Consider the following 19,172-nt stretch of genomic DNA (forward strand, 5'->3'; position numbering starts at 1 on the left):
CAACATGTTATTCTAAGATATAAGTATCCATAATGAATTGGGATAAAAGACCTGGTTTGCAAATCATGATATGGAAGCATGATGATATGGATGCTACAAAACAAGTATTTAAATTAAAAAAAGTATTGGAAAAAAATATCGACCTTCCATATAGGTTGGACAATATCTTACGAGAAAATAGATTTAATTGAGGGTGAAAGAGCATGATTACATCAGATGATATTAAAAGAAGATTATGGGATGGTGCTAATGATCTAAGAGGGTCAATGGATGCCAGCCGTTATAAGGATTATATGTTAGGTTTAATGTTCTATAAGTTCCTTAGTGATAAAACACTTGAAACTTTTGTAACAACAAGTGGTACGAAAGGGAATGAGGAAGAAATTGTCCAAGCTTATGAACAGGCTTACGAAAGTTATGGGGACAATCTCATCAATATGATTCAAAATGTGCTTGGATATTATGTATTACCTCAACACTTATACCAGACATGGTTAAAAGATATTCGTGAAGGTACATTTGAATTAGAGAAAGTAACAGAGAGTTTACAAAGTTTCGAGCGTACGGTTGCTACAACTGGAGATATTGATGATTTTAAAGGACTTTTTTCTAGTTCGACGATTGATTTAACAGATACTGCTTTAGGAAGTAATTTGAACGCTCGAAGTAAAAACATTCGTAAATTAATTGAGTTATTTGCTGATTTAGACATGGTAGCACTCCAAAAAGGTGATGTGTTAGGGGATGCTTACGAATATTTAATCGGACAATTTGCGATGGAATCAGGAAAAAAAGCTGGAGAGTTCTATACGCCACGTCAAGTAAGTGAAGTCATGGCACAAATTGTTGCTAAAACTACGAAGGTAAAATCGATCTATGACCCTACGGTTGGATCGGGTTCCTTACTTTTAACAGTTAGTCGACATTTAACAGAAGATAACCGAAAAGATCTCCATTACTATGGGCAAGAAAAAAATACGGCTACCTATAACTTAACTCGAATGAATCTGTTATTACATGGTGTTCGACCGGAAAAAATGACTGTGAAAAATGGTGATACATTAGGGCAAGATTGGCCTGAAGATCCAGAACGTCCCAATGAAGGTGTTCAGTTTGATGCGGTCGTGATGAATCCACCATACTCGGTTAAAAATTGGAATCAAGAAGATATAAAAGTAACAGACCCACGTTTTGAAGTTGCAGGCGTTTTACCACCAGATTCCAAAGGTGATTATGCATTTTTATTACACGGTTTATTCCATTTGGGGCAAGAAGGTACGATGGCAATTGTACTTCCACATGGTGTGTTATTCCGTGGAGGGGCAGAAGGGGAAATTCGTAAACGATTATTAGAGAAGAATTATATTGATACAATCATCGGCTTGCCAGATAAATTGTTTACCAATACAGGCATTCCTGTAACGGTAATGATTTTGAAAAAGAACAGAAAGCTAGATGATCCTGTTCTTATGATTGATGCTTCTAAATCGTTTGTAAAAGAAGGAAAGCAGCACGTCTTACAAGAGAAAGATATCGCTAAAATTGTAGATACATATATCGAACGCACGAATGTACCAGGTTATAGTTATCTAGCAACGAAAAAAGACATTATAGAAAATGAATATAATCTAAATATTCCACGTTATATTGAAGCGGTAGAAGAAGAAATTCCCCATGATGTAGATGCACATTTATATGGTGGTATTCCATTAAGCCAAATAGAAAATTTAATAGTACTAAACGAAATGACGAAAGATGTTTTATATAATTCACTTACTGAAGTACGTCCGGGCTATGTGGAATTAGCACAATCAGTTGAAGACTTAACAGAGGAAGTATTAACGCATGAAAATGTACAAAAACAAGTCGCAGCATTAACAGAAGCAACGCAATCCTATATGGATGCCTATTGGGAAAAGTTAAAAACAGTGGCTGATGTAAATGATATTGAACCCTTAAAAGAAGAAATGTTGACGGAAATTAAACAGCTATTGAAACAATTTAATCACGTTAATACGTATGATGGTTATCAAATTATTGCGGTGTTATGGGAAAATACATTATCCCAAGATATAGAGAAAATTGCCATTAGTGACTTTTATACAGTAGGAAAAACACGTGAAGCGAACATGGTTACAAAAGGTTCTGGTAAAACGAAGCGAACAGAACAAGATGGTTGGGTTGGAGCAATAGTGCCGAATGAACTTATATTAAAGGAACTTTATGCAGAGGAACTAAGTGATGTGGAAACACAAAAAGAAGCTCTAGCAGCTATTAATGATGAAATAAATGAACTCGTTGAAGCAGCAAAAGTAGAAGAAAGTGAAGAAGCGCAAATTTTTGGTGATGCATTAAATGCTAGAGAAGACGACTTTACTTTATCAGCGGTAAAAGCAGAATTAAAGAAAGTTGCAAATGATACAGATGAATATGTCTTATTAGGCAAGGTTAGAAAACTATTAGATGAAAGATCATCTTTAACCAAAGCAATTAGAGAAAAAGAAAAAGCATTGACTGAACATGTTGAAGAAAGAATAGAAAACTTAACGAATAAAGAAATCGATCAACTCATGTATAAAAAGTGGTTTGGTTCATTAATAGAAGACACCACAAAACTTGTAGAAGTACCTCTTAAAAATGAACTAGATACATTGAAAGAGTTAAAGGAAAGATATGCTGATACGTTAGAAACCATTGAAGAAGAAAGTAAATCACTGGAAGAGCAGTTTGAAGTAATGATGCAAGAGCTGGTGGTGACGGAATGATGGAAGAAATGAAATTGGTACCGAGAAGAAGAGTTGCAGGAACTGTAGGAAATTGGACAGAAAGTAAACTAGGGGAACTATCGATTTTTTCAAAGGGAAAAGGCTATTCAAAGAAAGACCTCAGAGACTCGGGACATCCATTAATTTTATATGGTAGGTTATATACAAATTATGAAACTATCATAAATAGTGTAGATACCTACACAGTAAAGCAAGAAAATTCTGTAATAAGTAAGGGCGGGGAGGTTGTAGTTCCTTCTTCTGGTGAAACAAAGGAAGATATTGCACGGGCATCAGTGATTGCCAAGGCTAATATAATACTTGGTGGAGATTTAAACATAATTAAAACATCAAATAAGTTAGACCCTGTATTTTTAGCGTTAAGTATGTCAAACGGAGCACCTCAGAAAGAATTGATTAAACTTGCGCAAGGGTCTTCAGTTGTTCATATTTATAATGAAGATTTAATGAATGTTACGTTATACTACCCACATATTAAAGAACAACAAAAAATCGGGGAGTTTTTTAAGGTTTTAGATGAAAGAATTGCAAATCAAGAACGGAAGATCTCTAAAGTAAAGGCATTAAAGTCTGCTTATTTAACCGAAATGTTCCCACAAGAAGGAGAAACAGTTCCTAAGAGAAGATTTAAAGGGTTTGAAGGTGAATGGAAAACGATTAAACTTGGAAGTATAGGTACTACATTTTCCGGACTATCAGGGAAAACAAAAAAGGATTTTGGTCATGGAACAGCTGAATTTGTTACTTACATGAACGTTTTTAGTAATACAATATCAGATATAAAAGCTACAGAAAAAGTAATAAGGGATGATAAACAAACACAGTTAAAGTATGGAGATTTACTATTTACTACATCTTCTGAGACGCCAAATGAGGTAGGAATGTCTTCAGTGTGGTTAGATGATAGATCAAATGTATATTTAAACAGTTTTTGCTTTGGGCTAAGACCTTCTGTATATCTGGATTATTATTTTATGGGTTACCTGTTAAGAGCAAAAATATTTCGTAAACAAATGAAAACTTTAGCACAAGGTATATCTAGATATAATATTTCTAAAAATAGAGTAATGGAAATCAATATAAAATTACCATCCGTAAAAGAACAACAAAAAATCGGTCAGTTCTTCAAAAACCTAGATAATCAAATTACAACTAAAGAGAAAAAGCTAGAAAAGCTAAAGAAAATGAAAGAGGCATATTTAGAAGAGATGTTTGTGTAGAGAGGAGGCTATTCAATGAGCAATGGGCGAAAGAATGCGGCTGAAAAAGCTTTTCAAGACAAGTTCGTTGCAAAATTACAACAATATAAATGGAATGCACCAGATTTTCTCGATGGAAACAGACAAAAAGTAACGGTACAAGATTTAGTCAATCATTGGCGCAAGGAACTAAATCGAATGAATGCAGATGTCTTGGAGAGTGTTCCTTTAACAGATAATGAATTTGCTCAGGTAATGGCAAAAGTATCGCAAATTGATAACAGTTATGAAGCGGCAAAGTTATTAGCAATGGAACAATCGACTGGGAAGATTGATGGCATTTATCGAGATGCTCATCCAGACGTAACACGTGAACAAATTACATTGACCATCTTTAAAAAAGCACAAGTTCGTGGCGGAGATTCGAGCTATAATATCGCTAGAGAAGTAGAAACACCAAACGGAAATCGTTTTGATATTGTTTTGCTCATTAATGGTTTACCACTCATTAACATTGAACAAAAGCGTACAGATAAATCATTAGAAGCAGCATTTAATCAGTTCAAACGTTATTATGCAGACGGTGAATATGTGAATAATTTCATGGCATTTTCACAAATGATGGTGATGACGTCAGAAGTAGCTACTCGTTACTTTGCAACTCCAAAGTCCATTCAAGCGTTTAATCCAAGTTTTGTTTTTCATTGGGCAGACAAACATAATCAACCGATCAATCATTGGGAAGATGTCATTGGTCACTTCTTAATGATTCCGATGGCACACCAAATGGTTGGCGATTATTTAGTCATTGACGAAGCAAGAGAAGAGGAAAATCGTAAACATATGTTATTACGGCCTTATCAAGTACATGCCTTACAAGCTATCGAAGGTGCTGCACTAGGATGGGATAATGAGGATAAAATGCCTCATGGTGGATTTGTTTGGCATACAACAGGTTCTGGTAAAACGATCACGAGTTTTAAAACAGCTTTATTTTTATCAACCAGAGCAGGTTTTGATAACGTTGTTTTCTTAGTTGATCGTAAGGAGCTTGACAGTCGTACGAGTGATAATTTCAAAGCATATGCACAATACGAATCAGTAACCGTTGATGATACAGCACATACCTATCAATTACGTAAACTACTATCATCTGCTAGTACAGGTATCGTTGTAACGACAACGTTTAAGTTAAATAACCTTGTGAAAGATTTAGTTGAAGCGAAGGATGATAGTTTAGCAAATAAGAAAATCGTCTTTATTATTGATGAAGCTCACCGAACGACAATGGGTGACATGATGGTAACCATTAAAAATTACTTCCGGAAAAATGGTCTGTTTTATGGATTTACTGGGACCCCCTTATTTGACGAGAATAAGATAAAAGGAATGGTCAATGAAAAGAGTGAACTCATCGACACAACAGAAAAGCTTTTCGGGCCACTATTGCATCAATATACGATAGATGAAGCGATAGCAGACAAAAACGTGTTAGGATTTCATGTTGACTATATAAACACCGGAGAGTTTGAAAGCTATGATACATTACGCGAGAAAATTGTTGAGTATAAACTAGCTGAACAACCAGATATACCGAAAAGAAAACTCGAACGAGAAGTATATGAACTTTCTGAGTTAGAAGTTGAAAAGGAAGCAAGAAATCGGAAAATATTGTTTTACCATGATGAGACGCATATTCCTAGGGTGGTTGAGGAAATATTAAACAACTGGGATGACCAATCACAACATAAAGTTTTTAATGCCATTTTAACGGTCGCATTTAAGCACCGGGTAATAGCTTACTATGAAGAGTTTAAAAAGCAATTAGCAGAACGTGATGATATTGCGATTAACGTGGCGATGACATTTAGTTTTGGAACAGATGCGGATAAAGAACCTACCGACCCGGAACTAATTAAAACGATGTTTAAGGATTATGCAGCGTTCACTGGAATTGAATATGCTTACGGTGATAAACGACGAGGAGAAGAAGCCTATTATGAAGATGTCGTTGAACGAGCAACACGCGGAGGAAGTGGTCGGAATCCGAAAAACATTGACCTTGTTATTGTTGCAGATCAGTTACTAACAGGTTATGATTCTAAATTTATTAATACGTTATATGTGGATCGTTCACTTGCACTACAAGGATTAATTCAAGCCTATTCACGAACAAACCGTATTTATGGGAAGGAAAAGGAATTTGGTACTATTATTAACTTCCAATACCCAAGAATAACGGAAGAAACAGTAAATGATGCACTAATTTTATATGGAAGTGGCGGAAAGAGTAGTAAGGCAATTGTAGAACCTTATCCTGTAGCTGTAGATGAATTTGTAAAATCTTCACAAGAAGTGATGGATATTTTACAAGATCCAACGGCATGGCAAGCCTTAGAAAAAGATGAAGAGGCAAAGGAAATCTTCGTAAAAGCTTTTAAAAAGGCGAACAGTCAACTAAATACGATTCAGCAATATTATGAATTTGCTTGGGTAGACGAAGCATTCGGTATAACAGAGCATGAGTGGATGCGTTATGTCGGTGCCTATCGTAACGTAACGAGAGATGATAATCCGGACGATAATCCAGAAGATTTACCGGTATTGCCTTTAGGTGAAACAAAACTAGCTGGTACCCAAAAAATTGATGCGTATTATATTATTCAATTAATCGGGGATAAAGCCACTTCAACAGATGGAAAACAAATAGTTGATGCAGAAACATTACGGATTGTTTATCAACATATCGAAGAACTAAGTAATATGGGGGATTTTGAACAAGCAGAGCTCTTGAAACAATTTGTTGAAGAGGAATTAATACCTGGGAATATAGCGAGTGATATGAACTTTGATGATGCATATGAAGAATGGAAGCGAAGCAAATTACGCGCTGAAATATATAAGATTTCACAAGAATGGGGTATCGACGAAGTCATATTTGAAAGATCAGTAGAGTCTTATTCTACTGCCAATCCAAAAGAAATTCCTTATATTGATGACATCACGAGAACTGTGGATTACTATTCTATTAAGCATCCGAAAACAAGTAATCAATTAGAGCATAATATAGAACTAATGAAAGTATTACCAGAGATTGTACCGAAAATTAAAAGGAAGTATAAATAAAAAAGCGGTTCGTGTCACCATTTAAATAGAGAATATAACAAAGTGTAGCAATAACAGGGAAGCTAATTCATTTGTAGAGAAGTTTGTTCAAAGTAAGGAACCTTTATCAGAATGGCAAATAAAGAATTTACATCGTCTGATATTAAAAGGTATTCATGATGATTATGCAGGTACTTCTCAGATTTAGCAACTATTTATTTAGGATGCTAGACATACACCGCCATCTCCATATCGGATAAAGGAACAAATGGAGCAATTATTGAATTGGTATAAGCATGAAACAACACATGCGTCCAGTTACTCGTGGTGCGTTGGTATACGTAATTTTTGTTGGAATGCATCCGTTTATTGATGGTAACGGACGAACTTCGCGTCTATTACAAAATTTAGAGCTTATGTAAGATGGTTTCCCACTAATTGTCATTAAAGTAGAGAACCGACTTGCTTATTATGAAGCTTTGGATAAGGCACATGATCAAAGAGGATTATGGGGATTTTATTCAGTTAGTTGCAAAGGAAGTAGAGGATTCTTTTGACTAGTATTTAAGTGCAATTGAATAATACTAAAATAGATGGTTTGTAGGTAAAGTAAATTAGAATAGGGTTGGCTCAGATGCTCTGAGTAAAGTGTCCCTTTTATAAAGGACAATTTGAAAAAAAACTAGGCAAATTTTAATACGCTCCCCCTAAAGTAGACACTTAGGAAACTACTGTAGGGGGATATTTATGTATATAAAAAATCCCCATAAAATTATGAGGATTCCTAGTTTCATATTATACGAGTTTAAAGCATTCGATATAACCCAACTACTTTACCAAGTATGGAAACATCCGAATAAATGAGTGGATCCATAGAAGAGTTCTCAGGTTGTAGACGAATGTGGTCTTTTTCTTTGAAGAATCGTTTAACAGTTGCTTCGCCTTCATCTGTCATTGCTACAACAATATCTCCATTTTCAGCTGTATGTTGTTGCTTCACGATAACTTTATCACCATCTAGTATTCCTGCTTCAATCATACTATCCCCATCAATAATTAACACGAAAAGCTGTTCATCGGAATGTATTGTACTATTCGGAACAGGAATATACTCTTCAATATTTTCTACTGCTGTAATCGGAATCCCAGCTGTTACTTTTCCAATTACCGGTATAAAGGATGCACTCGTTTTAGGAATACTATTTTCCTCTTCTTGTAATAAGATTTCAATTGCTCGAGGTTTTGTTGGATCTCGACGTATGAAACCTTTTTTCTCAAGGCGAGCAAGATGACCATGAACAGTAGAACTTGATGCTAACCCGACTGCTTCCCCAATTTCACGAACAGATGGTGGATATCCTTTTGCATCGACATGATTTTTTATGAAAGAAAGGATTTCCTCCTGTCTTTTAGATAAATTTGTCATGCACATAACACCTCTAACATATTATTTGTTAACGGAATTATATCATACAGAAAGTATGTTTGCAAACATTCGTTCGAATAAACGGTTGACATGAACATCTGTTCGTGTATAATAGGAAATACGAACAAACGTTTTGGAGGTAGTTATTTATGTTAAAAAATATTACTTTTACGGATATTATTTTCTTTGTTTTATTTGTATTGTCGCTTATATTCTTATACGGCACTGCTCTTAGCGTAATATAAGAGGGAGGGACTTAATAGTGGACAAGGCCATCATATATTGTAGAGTAAGTACGGACAAAGAAGCACAACACACCTCTCTTCATAGGCAAAAAGAAGAACTTTTACAACTTGCGAAAGAAAGAAACTTGTCTGTCGTGTCGTGTATTGAAGAGAAAGAGAGTGGTTTTGCTATTGATCGAGATGGCGTTTTTACGATGCTTGACATGTTTAATCAAAATAAAGCCTCTGTTTTACTAATCCAGGATGAAACGAGACTAGGCAGGGGTAACGCTAAAATTGCATTATTACATCAATTACTAAAGCACGACATAACAATATATACACTCGTGAACAATGGTGAAATAGAATTATCAGAAGGAGACAATATGGTTCTTCAGATTGTATCAATTGTCGAAGAATACCAGAGAAAACTCCATAATGCAAAAATTAAACGAGGAATGAAGAAGGCTGTTCATAATGGATACGATCCAACAAGGAACTTGAAGAATCGACATCTTGCGAGAGGCAGGGAAAGAATACAGTTTCCTATTGATGAAGTTGTCAAGTTACGCGATAATAACCTTACGTTCGAAGAGATAGCTTCCATTCTAAGAGGAATGGGTTATCATGTCTCCAAAGCGACTGTACACCGTCGTTTTAAGGAATACCAATTAGTTGAAAAAAGTGGAGAAAACATATAGTATTAAAGAAGAGCTACATACGAATGTAAGCTCTTTTTCTTTTGAAAAAGGAGAATATAGAAATGCTATCTAAGGAAAAACTAAACCGTATTAATGAGTTAGCAAAGAAGTCGAAAAGTGAAGGTCTAACGAGCCAAGAGAAAAAGGAACAACAGCAATTAAGAGAACAATATTTGCAAAATATAAGAAAGTCATTCAAGGGTACAATCGAAAATATGAAAGTTATTGATCCAAATGGTGAAGATGTAACACCTGAAAAAGTTAATAATTTAAAAAAATATCACTAATTTATGTGAAACGTGCACTATAAAAAGTACGCACTCTTTGAAAAAGTTATAATATTCTTACAATTCTTTGTTTTTTTATGTCATATACTTGTCTAAAAAACAAATTCATTATACGATTATAAATGTGCGTACATATTCACGGAAATGAAAGGGGAAACATGATGTCAAATGTATTAGAACAAAAGTCCATCAATGCGATTCGTACTTTATCAATTGATGCGATTGAAAAAGCAAACTCAGGACACCCTGGGCTACCAATGGGTGCTGCTCCAATGGCTTATACATTATGGACAGAACATATGAACCATAATCCGAAAAGCTCAAAATGGTTTAACCGTGATCGTTTTGTTTTATCTGCTGGACACGGTTCCATGTTACTGTATAGCTTGCTTCATCTCTCAGGTTATGATGTAACGATTGATGACTTAAAGAACTTTCGTCAGTGGGATTCAAGAACACCTGGACATCCTGAAGTACATCATACAGATGGTGTAGAAGCGACTACTGGACCACTTGGACAAGGTATTGCTATGAGTGTTGGGATGGCAATGGCCGAGAAACATTTGGCTGCGAAGTATAACAGAGATAACTATAATGTTGTGGATCATTTCACGTATGCTATTGTGAGTGATGGTGATCTTATGGAAGGTATCTCACACGAAGCAGCATCACTTGCTGGACATCTAAAATTAGGTAAGTTAATTGCTCTTTACGATTCTAATGATATTTCATTAGATGGAGAGCTAAACAAATCATTCTCGGAAAATGTCGAAGATCGTTTTAAAGCATACGGATGGCAAGTAATTCGTGTGGAAGAAGGAAATGACACAGCAGCTATCTCTAAAGCGATTGAACAAGCAAAACAAAATACGGATCAACCAACTCTAATCGAAGTAAAAACGGTTATTGGTTATGGTTCACCAAACAAGTCTGGATCTTCGGCATCTCACGGTGCTCCATTAGGTGCAGATGAAGTAACGTTAACGAAAGAATATTACAAATGGAATCACGAACCTTTCGAAGTTCCTGAAGAAGTTTACCAGGATTACGAAAAGAAAATCGTTGAAAATGGTAAAAAGAAAGAACAAGAATGGAACGAGTTATACGAAGCTTATAAAAAGGATTACCCTGAATTAGGCGCAGAATTAGAAGCTGCAATCAACAAAGAATTGCCTGAAGGATGGGATAAAGATTTACCGTCCTATGAAGCAGGTAGTCATACTGCGGCTACAAGAGCAACTTCAGGTGAAGTGTTAAACGCTATAGCAAAAACAGTTCCTAGCTTATTTGGTGGTAGTGCAGACCTTGCAGGCTCTAACAATACTACATTAAAAGGCTTGGGAGATTTCTCTGCCGCTGAGCCAGATAAACAAAACATTTGGTTTGGTGTTCGTGAATTCGCAATGGCTGCAGCGTTAAATGGTATGGCGTTACATGGCGGACTAAAAGTGTTCGGCGGTACATTCTTCGTATTTAGTGATTACCTACGTGCAGCTGTACGACTTTCAGCTATTCAACAAGTACCAGTAACTTACGTGTTTACTCATGACTCCATTGCAGTTGGGGAAGATGGACCTACACATGAGCCTATCGAGCAATTAGCAGCATTCCGTGCTATGCCAGGTTTATCTGTAATTCGTCCAGCTGATGGAAATGAAGTACAAGCTGCATGGCGTTTAGCGATTGAATCTACTTCACAGCCAACTGCATTAGTACTTACTCGTCAAGGGTTGCCAACACTAGAAGGTACTGCTGAAAAAGCATATGAAGGTGTTAAACGAGGTGGCTACGTAGTAAGTCCTTCTGAGAAAGAAACCCCAGATGCAATACTAATTGCTACTGGTTCAGAAGTACAATTAGCTGTAAAAGCACAAGCTGCGTTGAAGGAAGAAGGAAAAGATGTAAGTGTAGTAAGCTTACCTTCATGGGATCGTTTCGAACAACAAGATGATAGCTATAAAGAATCCGTATTACCTAGCTCAGTTAGAAAGCGTGTAGGTATTGAAATGGCTTCATCATTAGGTTGGGAACGTTACGTAGGACTTGACGGAAAGATTATTGCAATTGATCGTTTCGGTGCGTCAGCAAATGGAAACAAAGTAATCGAAGAATACGGATTTACAGTTGAAAATGTTGTTAAACATGTAAACGAGCTATTCTAATAACAGATATTTGAGGAGAAATCCTTAGCGCTGGCTAAGGATTTCTTCTTTTCCTGTTGAGTGTTACTTGTATTATAAAAAGACATTTACTATACTGTAAAAGAGACAAGCTGAAGGAGGAAATGAAAGAATGAGCACACTTTGGGTCGTACTTATCGCAATATTAGCCCTCTTAATTGGTGTAGCATTGGGCTTTTTTATTGCTCGAAAGTATATGATGAACTATTTAAAGAAAAACCCACCAATTAATGAGCAAATGTTACGAACATTATTAATGCAAATGGGTCAAAAACCATCTCAAAAGAAAATTAAGCAAATGATGCGTGCTATGAATGGTCAAATGGATAATACAAAATAATATTTCCATTAAATATGATGGATGAGTTCGTATAAAAGCCACTTTCTCATGAGAGTGGTTTTTCTGTATTTCTGTAACAAAACGTTCGAAATCGATTACTTGCGAAACTGTAGTCAGACCTTTATGATGGAATAGAGAGTTATAGAAGAGCGGAGAGGATAAATAGTGGGTGAAATTAGTATTTTTGCAGCATTTGGAGCGGGATTTTTATCATTTATTTCCCCATGTGTGCTCCCTTTGTATCCTGCATTTCTTTCGTATATTACTGGTATGAGTGTTAATGATATAAAAGAAGACAAAGGAATGTTTAATACGAAAAGTATCATACATACACTTATGTTCCTAATTGGCTTCTCGAGTATATTTATACTTTTAGGTTTTTCCACAACGGTTTTTGGACAATTCTTAAAAGATTGGGATGACCTTATTCGTCAAGTTGGAGCGATTCTCATTATTTTCTTCGGTTTAGTCATTATAGGAGCACTTAATTTTAAATTTTTAATGCGAGAAAAGAAATTCCATATTAAGAACAGACCTGCAGGGTTTTTTGGTTCACTACTTATAGGTATGGCATTTTCATTAGGATGGACCCCATGTACTGGACCTATTTTAATGGCAGTTATCGGATTAGCAGCCAACAACCCTGAAAGTGGCGCTATTTTAATGTCTGCCTATGCGCTAGGATTTTCGGTTCCATTCTTTGTATTAGCATTTTTTGTAGGAAAACTACAATGGATAAGACGAAATTCTGCTAAAATGGTTAAAATAGGCGGATATGTTATGATATTTATGGGCTTCTTCCTGTTCTTTGACTTAATGACTATGTTAACATCATACTTATCTGGACTATTTGGATTTAAAGGTTTCTAACGGAGGTGTAAAAATGCACGTAAAAACAAATGACTTAATTTTAAAGACATTTACAGTTCTTATTTCTTTTATTTTATTTGGGTTTGCAGTCCATTTGTTCTTCGCAGGGCATAATGAGCCAGGTGGGGGCTTTGTTGGGGGGTTAATGACTTCTGCAGCAATTCTATTAATGTATATGGCTTATGGAGAAAAAACAGTTAATAAAGTGCTGCCAATTGATTTTAAATTATTAATCATTATTGGATTAGCCATCGCTGTCTTAACAGGAATAGGGTCTTTTGTCTTTAATCAACCATTTTTAAGCCATACATTTACGTATGTTAACTTACCTATTTTTGGTGAAGTTGAGTTAGCCACTGCTTTATTTTTTGATTTAGGGGTATATTTAACAGTTATCGGTGTAACGATGACGATTATTTTAACTATTTCACGAGATCGTAACTAACACGAATATTGAAATTATAAAAGTAGCGAAGCGTAGATTTATCCGCTTCGCTACTTTTATGTTTGAGTCTTATTTTGTTACTTCTTTTTTTCTCAACAAATTGGTTCGATTTCGATACCCTTCAGGAGACAACTTGAAATACGGTTCATAAGGCTTAATAGGAATCCCTTTTTCCTTTAGCTTTTTAATTAAAAAGCGATGATCACGTTTAGGTGTTGCGATAATATAACCTTGAATTACTGTATCTCGAGTAATTTTGTTCGCTTTATTCTCAAGAGCTAGTTCACCAATTTTTCCTGCTATTTTTTGACGTGCAACGTCCCGAAACAGTTCCGGAACAGGTGATACCAATTCTTCTAAAAAATCCTTCTCTTGTTCATTCCATAAATGCTTCGTTCTTTCTATATAATATTTTTCCCAATCTAAATCGGATTTCCCATCTTCTTTAGGTAAACTTTTCAAGAATTTACGAAACATAAAATACCCGCCGATTGCTAGTAAGCCAAGGAGGATAAATGTCCATACCACAATCATTGTCATAAAATTAAATGCCATGTCGTAACACTCTCCAAATCCTTTATTCAATATCTATCATTTTATTTTTAGGAAAAGTATAGTAATATAATCATGAATCAAATTTACAGTCATGGTTTTCCAAAATTCTCATAACTATATAGTAAGTGAACTAATTATAGCATAAACTGACTTTTTTCTTAACTATCCGGTTTTGTTATAATCTCATGGAGCTAAATGTAGAATACTTTTGTTGGAAAGTGAGGTGTATTTTTTGTTCAATGAGTCAGGAACAAGTATAGAGAGAAAAATGCTGTCCATTGCAGATTTTCCTGAACAATTACTGGAGCATGTTGAACGAAATGGATATGACTTAATATGCTTAAGTGAACTAAGTGGGAGGATTATCTATGTTTCTAAATCTATCGAAAAAGTGTTGGGGTATACGAAGGAGAAAGCGGTAGGCAAATTGGCATTCCGTTTTATTCTGCGTGATGATTGGCAACATCTAACCGCCAACATTAACCAAAATAGTAATGAAACGCAGAAATTCTTTATACATTTACGTAATGAACATGGAAGATATATAATTTTTGAAACGTCTGTTCTATTTATTGAATGGGAAGGTAGACTTTGTGTTCTTTCCATCGCAAAAGATATTTCGGATAAGAAGCAAGCAGAGGAAATGTTAATTCGATCCGAAAAAATGTCAATCGCAGGACAACTAGCCGCTGGAATAGCACATGAAATTAGAAATCCATTAACATCATTAAAAGGGTTTATACAGTTGCTACAAGCAGGGATTAATAATAAAGATGCTTATTATAAAATCATGATGGAAGAGTTAGAAAAAATTAATACGATTACTTCTGAACTTTTATTCATTTCGAAGCCTATGACAGATGAAAAAGACGAAGAATTCATGAGTATTATGCTGAGTGATGTCGTAACTCTATTAAACACACAAGCTAACTTATATAATATTGATATTCAACTAGATATATTAGAAGAAGTTAAGGTATATTGTGACAAGTCACAGCTAAAGCAAGTGTTCATAAACTTGATTAAAAATGCGATTGAAGAGATGGATTCTGGTGGAAAAATCGAAATAATAGTAGACGCGAAAGATGAACGTTCATTTGTCCATATACGGGATGAGGGGCCGGGTATACCGCATCATTTAATCCATAAATTAAAAGAACCATTCTTCACCACAAAAAAGAATGGTACTGGGCTCGGACTAATGATATCGAACCAAATAATTGAATCACATCGCGGTAAGTTATCGATAAAGTCCGATATAGGTAGAGGAAGCGTCTTCACGATCGAACTTCCTAGAAGCCAGTAAGATTCACAAACTATTAGAGAAGTAACAAACTTTTAAACATACTTTTGAAATTATTACATAATTATACACCTGTAAAAAGTACCACTTCTCTGTGTTCAGAATCGTATTCACCTTAATTAAAATGGTTGAATTATTTTACTTATAAACCGATTTCATTTAAAATAATAGAGTGTGTACTATTTTAATAGTATAAGAGACAGTGTAATCTAAGAAACGGTCGAACTTATTTAAGGGGGTAACACGAAACAATGTCGAATCAGAATGCATTTGATGCAAAAAAACAATTCGAACTGAATGGTAAAACGTATCATTACTATCAGTTACGCGCATTAGAGGAAGCCGGCTTAGGAAAAATCAGTCGCTTACCTTACTCTATTCGTGTGCTATTAGAATCACTCGTCCGACAGTATGATGGACATGTGATTAATGAAAATCATGTAAAAAGTCTTGCTAACTGGGGTAAAGGCGGAAATGAAGATGTTCCATTCAAACCTTCCCGTGTCATCTTACAGGATTTTACTGGGGTGCCGGCAGTTGTAGACTTAGCGTCATTAAGAAAGGCAATGGTTGATTTAGGAGGGTCCCCAGAAAAAATTAACCCTGAAGTTCCTGTAGACCTTGTAATTGACCATTCTGTACAAGTTGATCAATATGGTACAAAAGATGCTCTCCGTGTAAACATGGAGCTCGAGTTTAAGCGTAATGCAGAGCGTTATGAATTCCTTAATTGGGCACAAAAAGCTTTTGATAATTATCGAGCAGTACCACCAGCAACAGGGATTGTTCACCAGGTGAACCTAGAGTACCTTGCTAATGTTGTTCACGCTATGGAAAATGACAATGGAGAAATTGAAGCATATCCAGATACTTTAGTAGGTACAGACTCCCATACGACCATGATTAACGGTATTGGCGTTCTTGGATGGGGTGTTGGAGGTATTGAAGCAGAAGCAGGAATGCTAGGACAACCATCTTACTTCCCTCAACCAGATGTTATTGGTGTGAAATTTACTGGTAGTCTTCCAGGTGGAACAACTGCAACAGACTTAGCTTTAAAAGTTACTCAAGTGCTTCGTGAAAAGAAAGTAGTTGGTAAATTCGTTGAATTCTTTGGTCCTGGACTAAAAGATATGCCATTAGCGGATCGAGCAACTATTTCTAACATGGCACCTGAATATGGAGCTACTTGTGGTTTCTTCCCGGTCGATGCTGAAGCGATTAATTACCTTCGCTTAACAGGTCGTAGTGAAGAGCAAATTGCTCTAGTAGAAAAATATTGTAAAGAGAATGATTTATGGTATTCTCCGGAATTAGCAGATCCAGAATTTACTGAATTAGTTGAGATTAATTTATCAGAGCTTGAGCCAAGTTTATCAGGTCCAAAGCGTCCACAGGATTTAATTTTGCTATCTGATATGAAAAAATCTTTCAACGACGCGGTTACAGCACCTGCTGGAAACCAAGGTTTTGGTTTAGATAAATCAGAATTCAAAAAAGAAGTAGAAGTAGACCATGGAGATGGAAGAAAGTCTGTAATGAAAACAGGTGCAGTAGCGATTGCAGCTATTACATCTTGTACAAACACTTCCAACCCGTATGTTATGCTTGGCGCAGGTCTACTAGCTAAAAAGGCGGTAGAGAAAGGTCTTGAGGTACCATCCTACGTAAAGACATCTCTAGCACCTGGTTCTAAGGTTGTTACTCGTTATTTAGAAGATGCAGGATTAATGCCATACCTAAACGAATTAGGATTTAACTTAGTAGGATATGGCTGTACAACATGTATTGGAAACTCAGGACCACTACGTGAAGAAATAGAGCAAGCTATCGCCGATAACGATTTAACAGTGGCTTCTGTTTTATCAGGTAACCGTAACTTTGAAGGACGTATTCACCCACTTGTAAAAGCGAACTATTTAGCATCTCCACCGTTAGTAGTTGCTTATGCACTTGCAGGTACAGTAGATACAGACTTGAAAAAGGAACCATTAGGTAAGGATAAAGACGGAAACGATGTTTATTTCGATGATATCTGGCCTACTTTTGAAGAAATACGTGCAGAAGTAGCTAAAGTAGTAACGCCTGAACTGTTCCGAAAAGAATATGAAAATGTGTTCGATTCTAACGATAAATGGAATGCAATCCAGACAACAGACGAACCGTTATATGAATGGAATGAGGATTCTACATATATTCAGAATCCACCATTCTTCGAGAATCTTTCTAAAGATGCAGGTAAAGTAGAACCATTACATGCGTTACGTGCTATTGGAAAGTTCGGCGACTCTGTTACAACGGATCACATCTCACCAGCTGGGGCAATTGCAAAGGATATGCCAGCAGGTAAGTATCTTCAGGAGAAAGATGTTTCTCCACGTAATTTTAACTCGTATGGTTCTCGTCGTGGTAACCATGAAGTGATGATGCGTGGTACATTTGCTAACATTCGTATTAAAAACCAGTTAGCTCCAGGTACAGAAGGTGGATATACTACTTACTGGCCGACTGAAGAAGTTATGCCAATCTATGATGCTGCTATGAAGTATCAAGAGGATAACGTAGGTTTAGTAGTATTGGCTGGTAACGACTATGGAATGGGAAGTTCACGTGACTGGGCAGCAAAAGGTACGAATTTACTTGGTATTCGAACAGTTATTGCACAGAGCTTCGAGCGTATTCACCGTTCTAACTTAGTTATGATGGGTGTACTACCTCTACAGTTTAAAGACGGTGACAGTGCCGATTCATTAGGATTAACAGGAAAAGAAACATTTGAAGTTCAAATCGATGAATCTGTTAAGCCACGTGATATTGTTAAAGTTACTGCTACAGATGAAGCAGGTAACGTTACGGAATTCGATGCTATTGCTCGATTTGAGAGTGAAGTAGAAATTGATTACTACCGCCACGGTGGAATCCTACAAATGGTTTTACGTAATAAATTAGCTAATTAAGTATATTAAAGCCTCGGTTATTGAAAAGCCGGGGTTTTTTGTTTATTTAAAAATAATTATGCGTCTACTTAACATTCTCCCTAAACAACCCCAAAAATTCTCCTTGTTAGACCTGTTTCTACATATCCTTTATAATAAGGTAATAGAGCGGAATAATTTCATAAAGGGCGTATGCTTAATGTGGCGAAACATACTTTCCATTGCAGTCATTCTTATTCTTGTAGGGATCGTTGCATGGAACCAAATAGATTGGAATAAGGAAGAAAATTATAATGTCGTGGATGTAACTGGTGATACATCAGTAGAAGGAGTCGCAATTTCCCCTCCTAATGCTAATAGGTGGAAAGAGGGCGACACTATGTTTGATATTGAGTTATCTAACTTAGAAGGGGATATAGTATCGATTTATGATAGTTCTAAACCTATAGTGCTGATTAATTTTTGGGCAACATGGTGTCCTCCTTGTAAAGAAGAAATGCCTGACCTTGATCAACTTCACCAGGAAAAAAGCGAACAAATAGATGTATTTGCGATAAATGTAACGAACACAGAAACGAGCGAAAATAAGGTCCAAGACTATCAAACAGAACATCAATTTTCATTCGAAATTCTTCTGGATAAAAAAGGCGAGGTATATGACCATCTCAAATTAATAAATCTACCGGTTTCTTTTTTCGTGGATACAGAAACACATGAAATTGTTAAAAGAGTGGATGGTGCTCTTAAATACGAGCAAATGGTTGATATTGTAGAAGAACATACTAAATAATATAGTAATAAAGAGATAAGGAGGT

General features: G+C 35.9%; 15 protein-coding genes. 13 read left to right on the forward strand and 2 right to left on the reverse strand.

The window, feature by feature from the left end; genetic code table 11:
- Positions 1-203: 203 nt before the first annotated feature.
- The 4 genes from GGQ92_RS01465 (at position 204) to GGQ92_RS16330 (ending at position 7,512) form a co-directional block, all read left to right on the forward strand.
- Positions 204-2,765, forward strand: a complete 2,562-nt coding sequence (locus GGQ92_RS01465) for a type I restriction-modification system subunit M (protein WP_184243839.1) — start codon at positions 204-206, stop codon at positions 2,763-2,765.
- Positions 2,762-4,006 carry a restriction endonuclease subunit S gene (locus tag GGQ92_RS01470; protein ID WP_221437189.1) on the forward strand — a complete coding sequence of 415 codons (1,245 nt, stop codon included), beginning with the start codon at positions 2,762-2,764 and terminating at the stop codon, positions 4,004-4,006. Before GGQ92_RS01465 ends, GGQ92_RS01470 begins: the two co-directional genes overlap by 4 nt.
- A 15-nt stretch (positions 4,007-4,021) precedes the next feature.
- On the forward strand, positions 4,022-7,111 hold the full coding sequence (locus tag GGQ92_RS01475; protein ID WP_184243841.1) for a type I restriction endonuclease subunit R: 3,090 nt from the start codon (positions 4,022-4,024) through the stop codon (positions 7,109-7,111).
- Between the two features lie 335 nt (positions 7,112-7,446).
- Positions 7,447-7,512: a Fic family protein gene (locus GGQ92_RS16330; RefSeq protein WP_246383962.1), complete on the forward strand. Its 66-nt coding sequence runs from the start codon at positions 7,447-7,449 to the stop codon at positions 7,510-7,512.
- Between the two features lie 383 nt (positions 7,513-7,895).
- On the opposite strand, the gene lexA is transcribed toward GGQ92_RS16330, so the two are convergent.
- Positions 7,896-8,516, reverse strand: a complete 621-nt coding sequence (gene lexA, locus GGQ92_RS01485) for a transcriptional repressor LexA (protein ID WP_184243843.1) — start codon at positions 8,514-8,516, stop codon at positions 7,896-7,898.
- Between the two features lie 262 nt (positions 8,517-8,778).
- Between lexA and GGQ92_RS01490 the strand changes: the two genes are divergently transcribed.
- The 6 genes from GGQ92_RS01490 to GGQ92_RS01515 all read left to right on the forward strand — a co-directional run bounded on the left by GGQ92_RS01490 (position 8,779) and on the right by GGQ92_RS01515 (position 13,563).
- Positions 8,779-9,441, forward strand: coding sequence for a YneB family resolvase-like protein (locus GGQ92_RS01490; protein WP_184243845.1), 663 nt, complete (start codon positions 8,779-8,781; stop codon positions 9,439-9,441).
- Positions 9,442-9,503: 62 nt separating this feature from the next.
- Positions 9,504-9,728: a DUF896 domain-containing protein gene (locus GGQ92_RS01495; protein ID WP_184243847.1), complete on the forward strand. Its 225-nt coding sequence runs from the start codon at positions 9,504-9,506 to the stop codon at positions 9,726-9,728.
- Positions 9,729-9,889: 161 nt separating this feature from the next.
- On the forward strand, positions 9,890-11,890 hold the full coding sequence (gene tkt, locus GGQ92_RS01500; protein ID WP_184243849.1) for a transketolase: 2,001 nt from the start codon (positions 9,890-9,892) through the stop codon (positions 11,888-11,890).
- A gap of 130 nt (positions 11,891-12,020) precedes the next feature.
- On the forward strand, positions 12,021-12,248 hold the full coding sequence (locus tag GGQ92_RS01505) for a YneF family protein (protein ID WP_184243852.1): 228 nt from the start codon (positions 12,021-12,023) through the stop codon (positions 12,246-12,248).
- Between the two features lie 165 nt (positions 12,249-12,413).
- Positions 12,414-13,118: a cytochrome c biogenesis protein CcdA gene (locus tag GGQ92_RS01510; protein ID WP_184243854.1), complete on the forward strand. Its 705-nt coding sequence runs from the start codon at positions 12,414-12,416 to the stop codon at positions 13,116-13,118.
- Between the two features lie 13 nt (positions 13,119-13,131).
- Positions 13,132-13,563, forward strand: coding sequence for a Na(+)/H(+) antiporter subunit B (locus GGQ92_RS01515; RefSeq protein WP_184243855.1), 432 nt, complete (start codon positions 13,132-13,134; stop codon positions 13,561-13,563).
- 69 nt (positions 13,564-13,632) lie between these two features.
- On the opposite strand, the gene GGQ92_RS01520 is transcribed toward GGQ92_RS01515, so the two are convergent.
- Positions 13,633-14,118 (reverse strand): DUF2621 domain-containing protein, encoded by a 486-nt coding sequence (locus tag GGQ92_RS01520; protein ID WP_184243858.1) that lies wholly within the window; start codon positions 14,116-14,118, stop codon positions 13,633-13,635.
- Positions 14,119-14,350: 232 nt separating this feature from the next.
- On the opposite strand from GGQ92_RS01520, the gene GGQ92_RS01525 reads away from it, so the two are divergent.
- From GGQ92_RS01525 to GGQ92_RS01535, 3 genes are all read left to right on the forward strand, one after another.
- The gene (locus GGQ92_RS01525; RefSeq protein ID WP_246383860.1) at positions 14,351-15,424 is read left to right on the forward strand and encodes an ATP-binding protein; all 1,074 of its coding nucleotides are present in this window, start codon (positions 14,351-14,353) and stop codon (positions 15,422-15,424) included.
- Positions 15,425-15,672: 248 nt separating this feature from the next.
- On the forward strand, positions 15,673-18,378 hold the full coding sequence (gene acnA / locus GGQ92_RS01530) for an aconitate hydratase AcnA (protein ID WP_184243860.1): 2,706 nt from the start codon (positions 15,673-15,675) through the stop codon (positions 18,376-18,378).
- A gap of 178 nt (positions 18,379-18,556) precedes the next feature.
- Positions 18,557-19,147 carry a TlpA family protein disulfide reductase gene (locus GGQ92_RS01535; RefSeq protein ID WP_184243862.1) on the forward strand — a complete coding sequence of 197 codons (591 nt, stop codon included), beginning with the start codon at positions 18,557-18,559 and terminating at the stop codon, positions 19,145-19,147.
- Positions 19,148-19,172: the final 25 nt, after the last annotated feature.

This window comes from Gracilibacillus halotolerans (genome assembly GCF_014206945.1).
Taxonomy (GTDB): Bacteria; Bacillota; Bacilli; order Bacillales; family Amphibacillaceae; genus Gracilibacillus; species Gracilibacillus halotolerans.

Coding starts and splice junctions, on each gene's coding strand:
- GGQ92_RS01465 (WP_184243839.1), top strand. CDS start 204: ATGATTACATCAGATGATATTAAAAGAAGATTATGGGATGGTGCTAAT.
- GGQ92_RS01470 (WP_221437189.1), top strand. CDS start 2,762: ATGATGGAAGAAATGAAATTGGTACCGAGAAGAAGAGTTGCAGGAACT.
- GGQ92_RS01475 (WP_184243841.1), top strand. CDS start 4,022: ATGAGCAATGGGCGAAAGAATGCGGCTGAAAAAGCTTTTCAAGACAAG.
- lexA (WP_184243843.1), bottom strand. CDS start 8,516: ATGACAAATTTATCTAAAAGACAGGAGGAAATCCTTTCTTTCATAAAA.
- GGQ92_RS01495 (WP_184243847.1), top strand. CDS start 9,504: ATGCTATCTAAGGAAAAACTAAACCGTATTAATGAGTTAGCAAAGAAG.
- tkt (WP_184243849.1), top strand. CDS start 9,890: ATGTCAAATGTATTAGAACAAAAGTCCATCAATGCGATTCGTACTTTA.
- GGQ92_RS01505 (WP_184243852.1), top strand. CDS start 12,021: ATGAGCACACTTTGGGTCGTACTTATCGCAATATTAGCCCTCTTAATT.
- GGQ92_RS01515 (WP_184243855.1), top strand. CDS start 13,132: ATGCACGTAAAAACAAATGACTTAATTTTAAAGACATTTACAGTTCTT.
- GGQ92_RS01520 (WP_184243858.1), bottom strand. CDS start 14,118: ATGGCATTTAATTTTATGACAATGATTGTGGTATGGACATTTATCCTC.
- acnA (WP_184243860.1), top strand. CDS start 15,673: ATGTCGAATCAGAATGCATTTGATGCAAAAAAACAATTCGAACTGAAT.
- GGQ92_RS01535 (WP_184243862.1), top strand. CDS start 18,557: ATGTGGCGAAACATACTTTCCATTGCAGTCATTCTTATTCTTGTAGGG.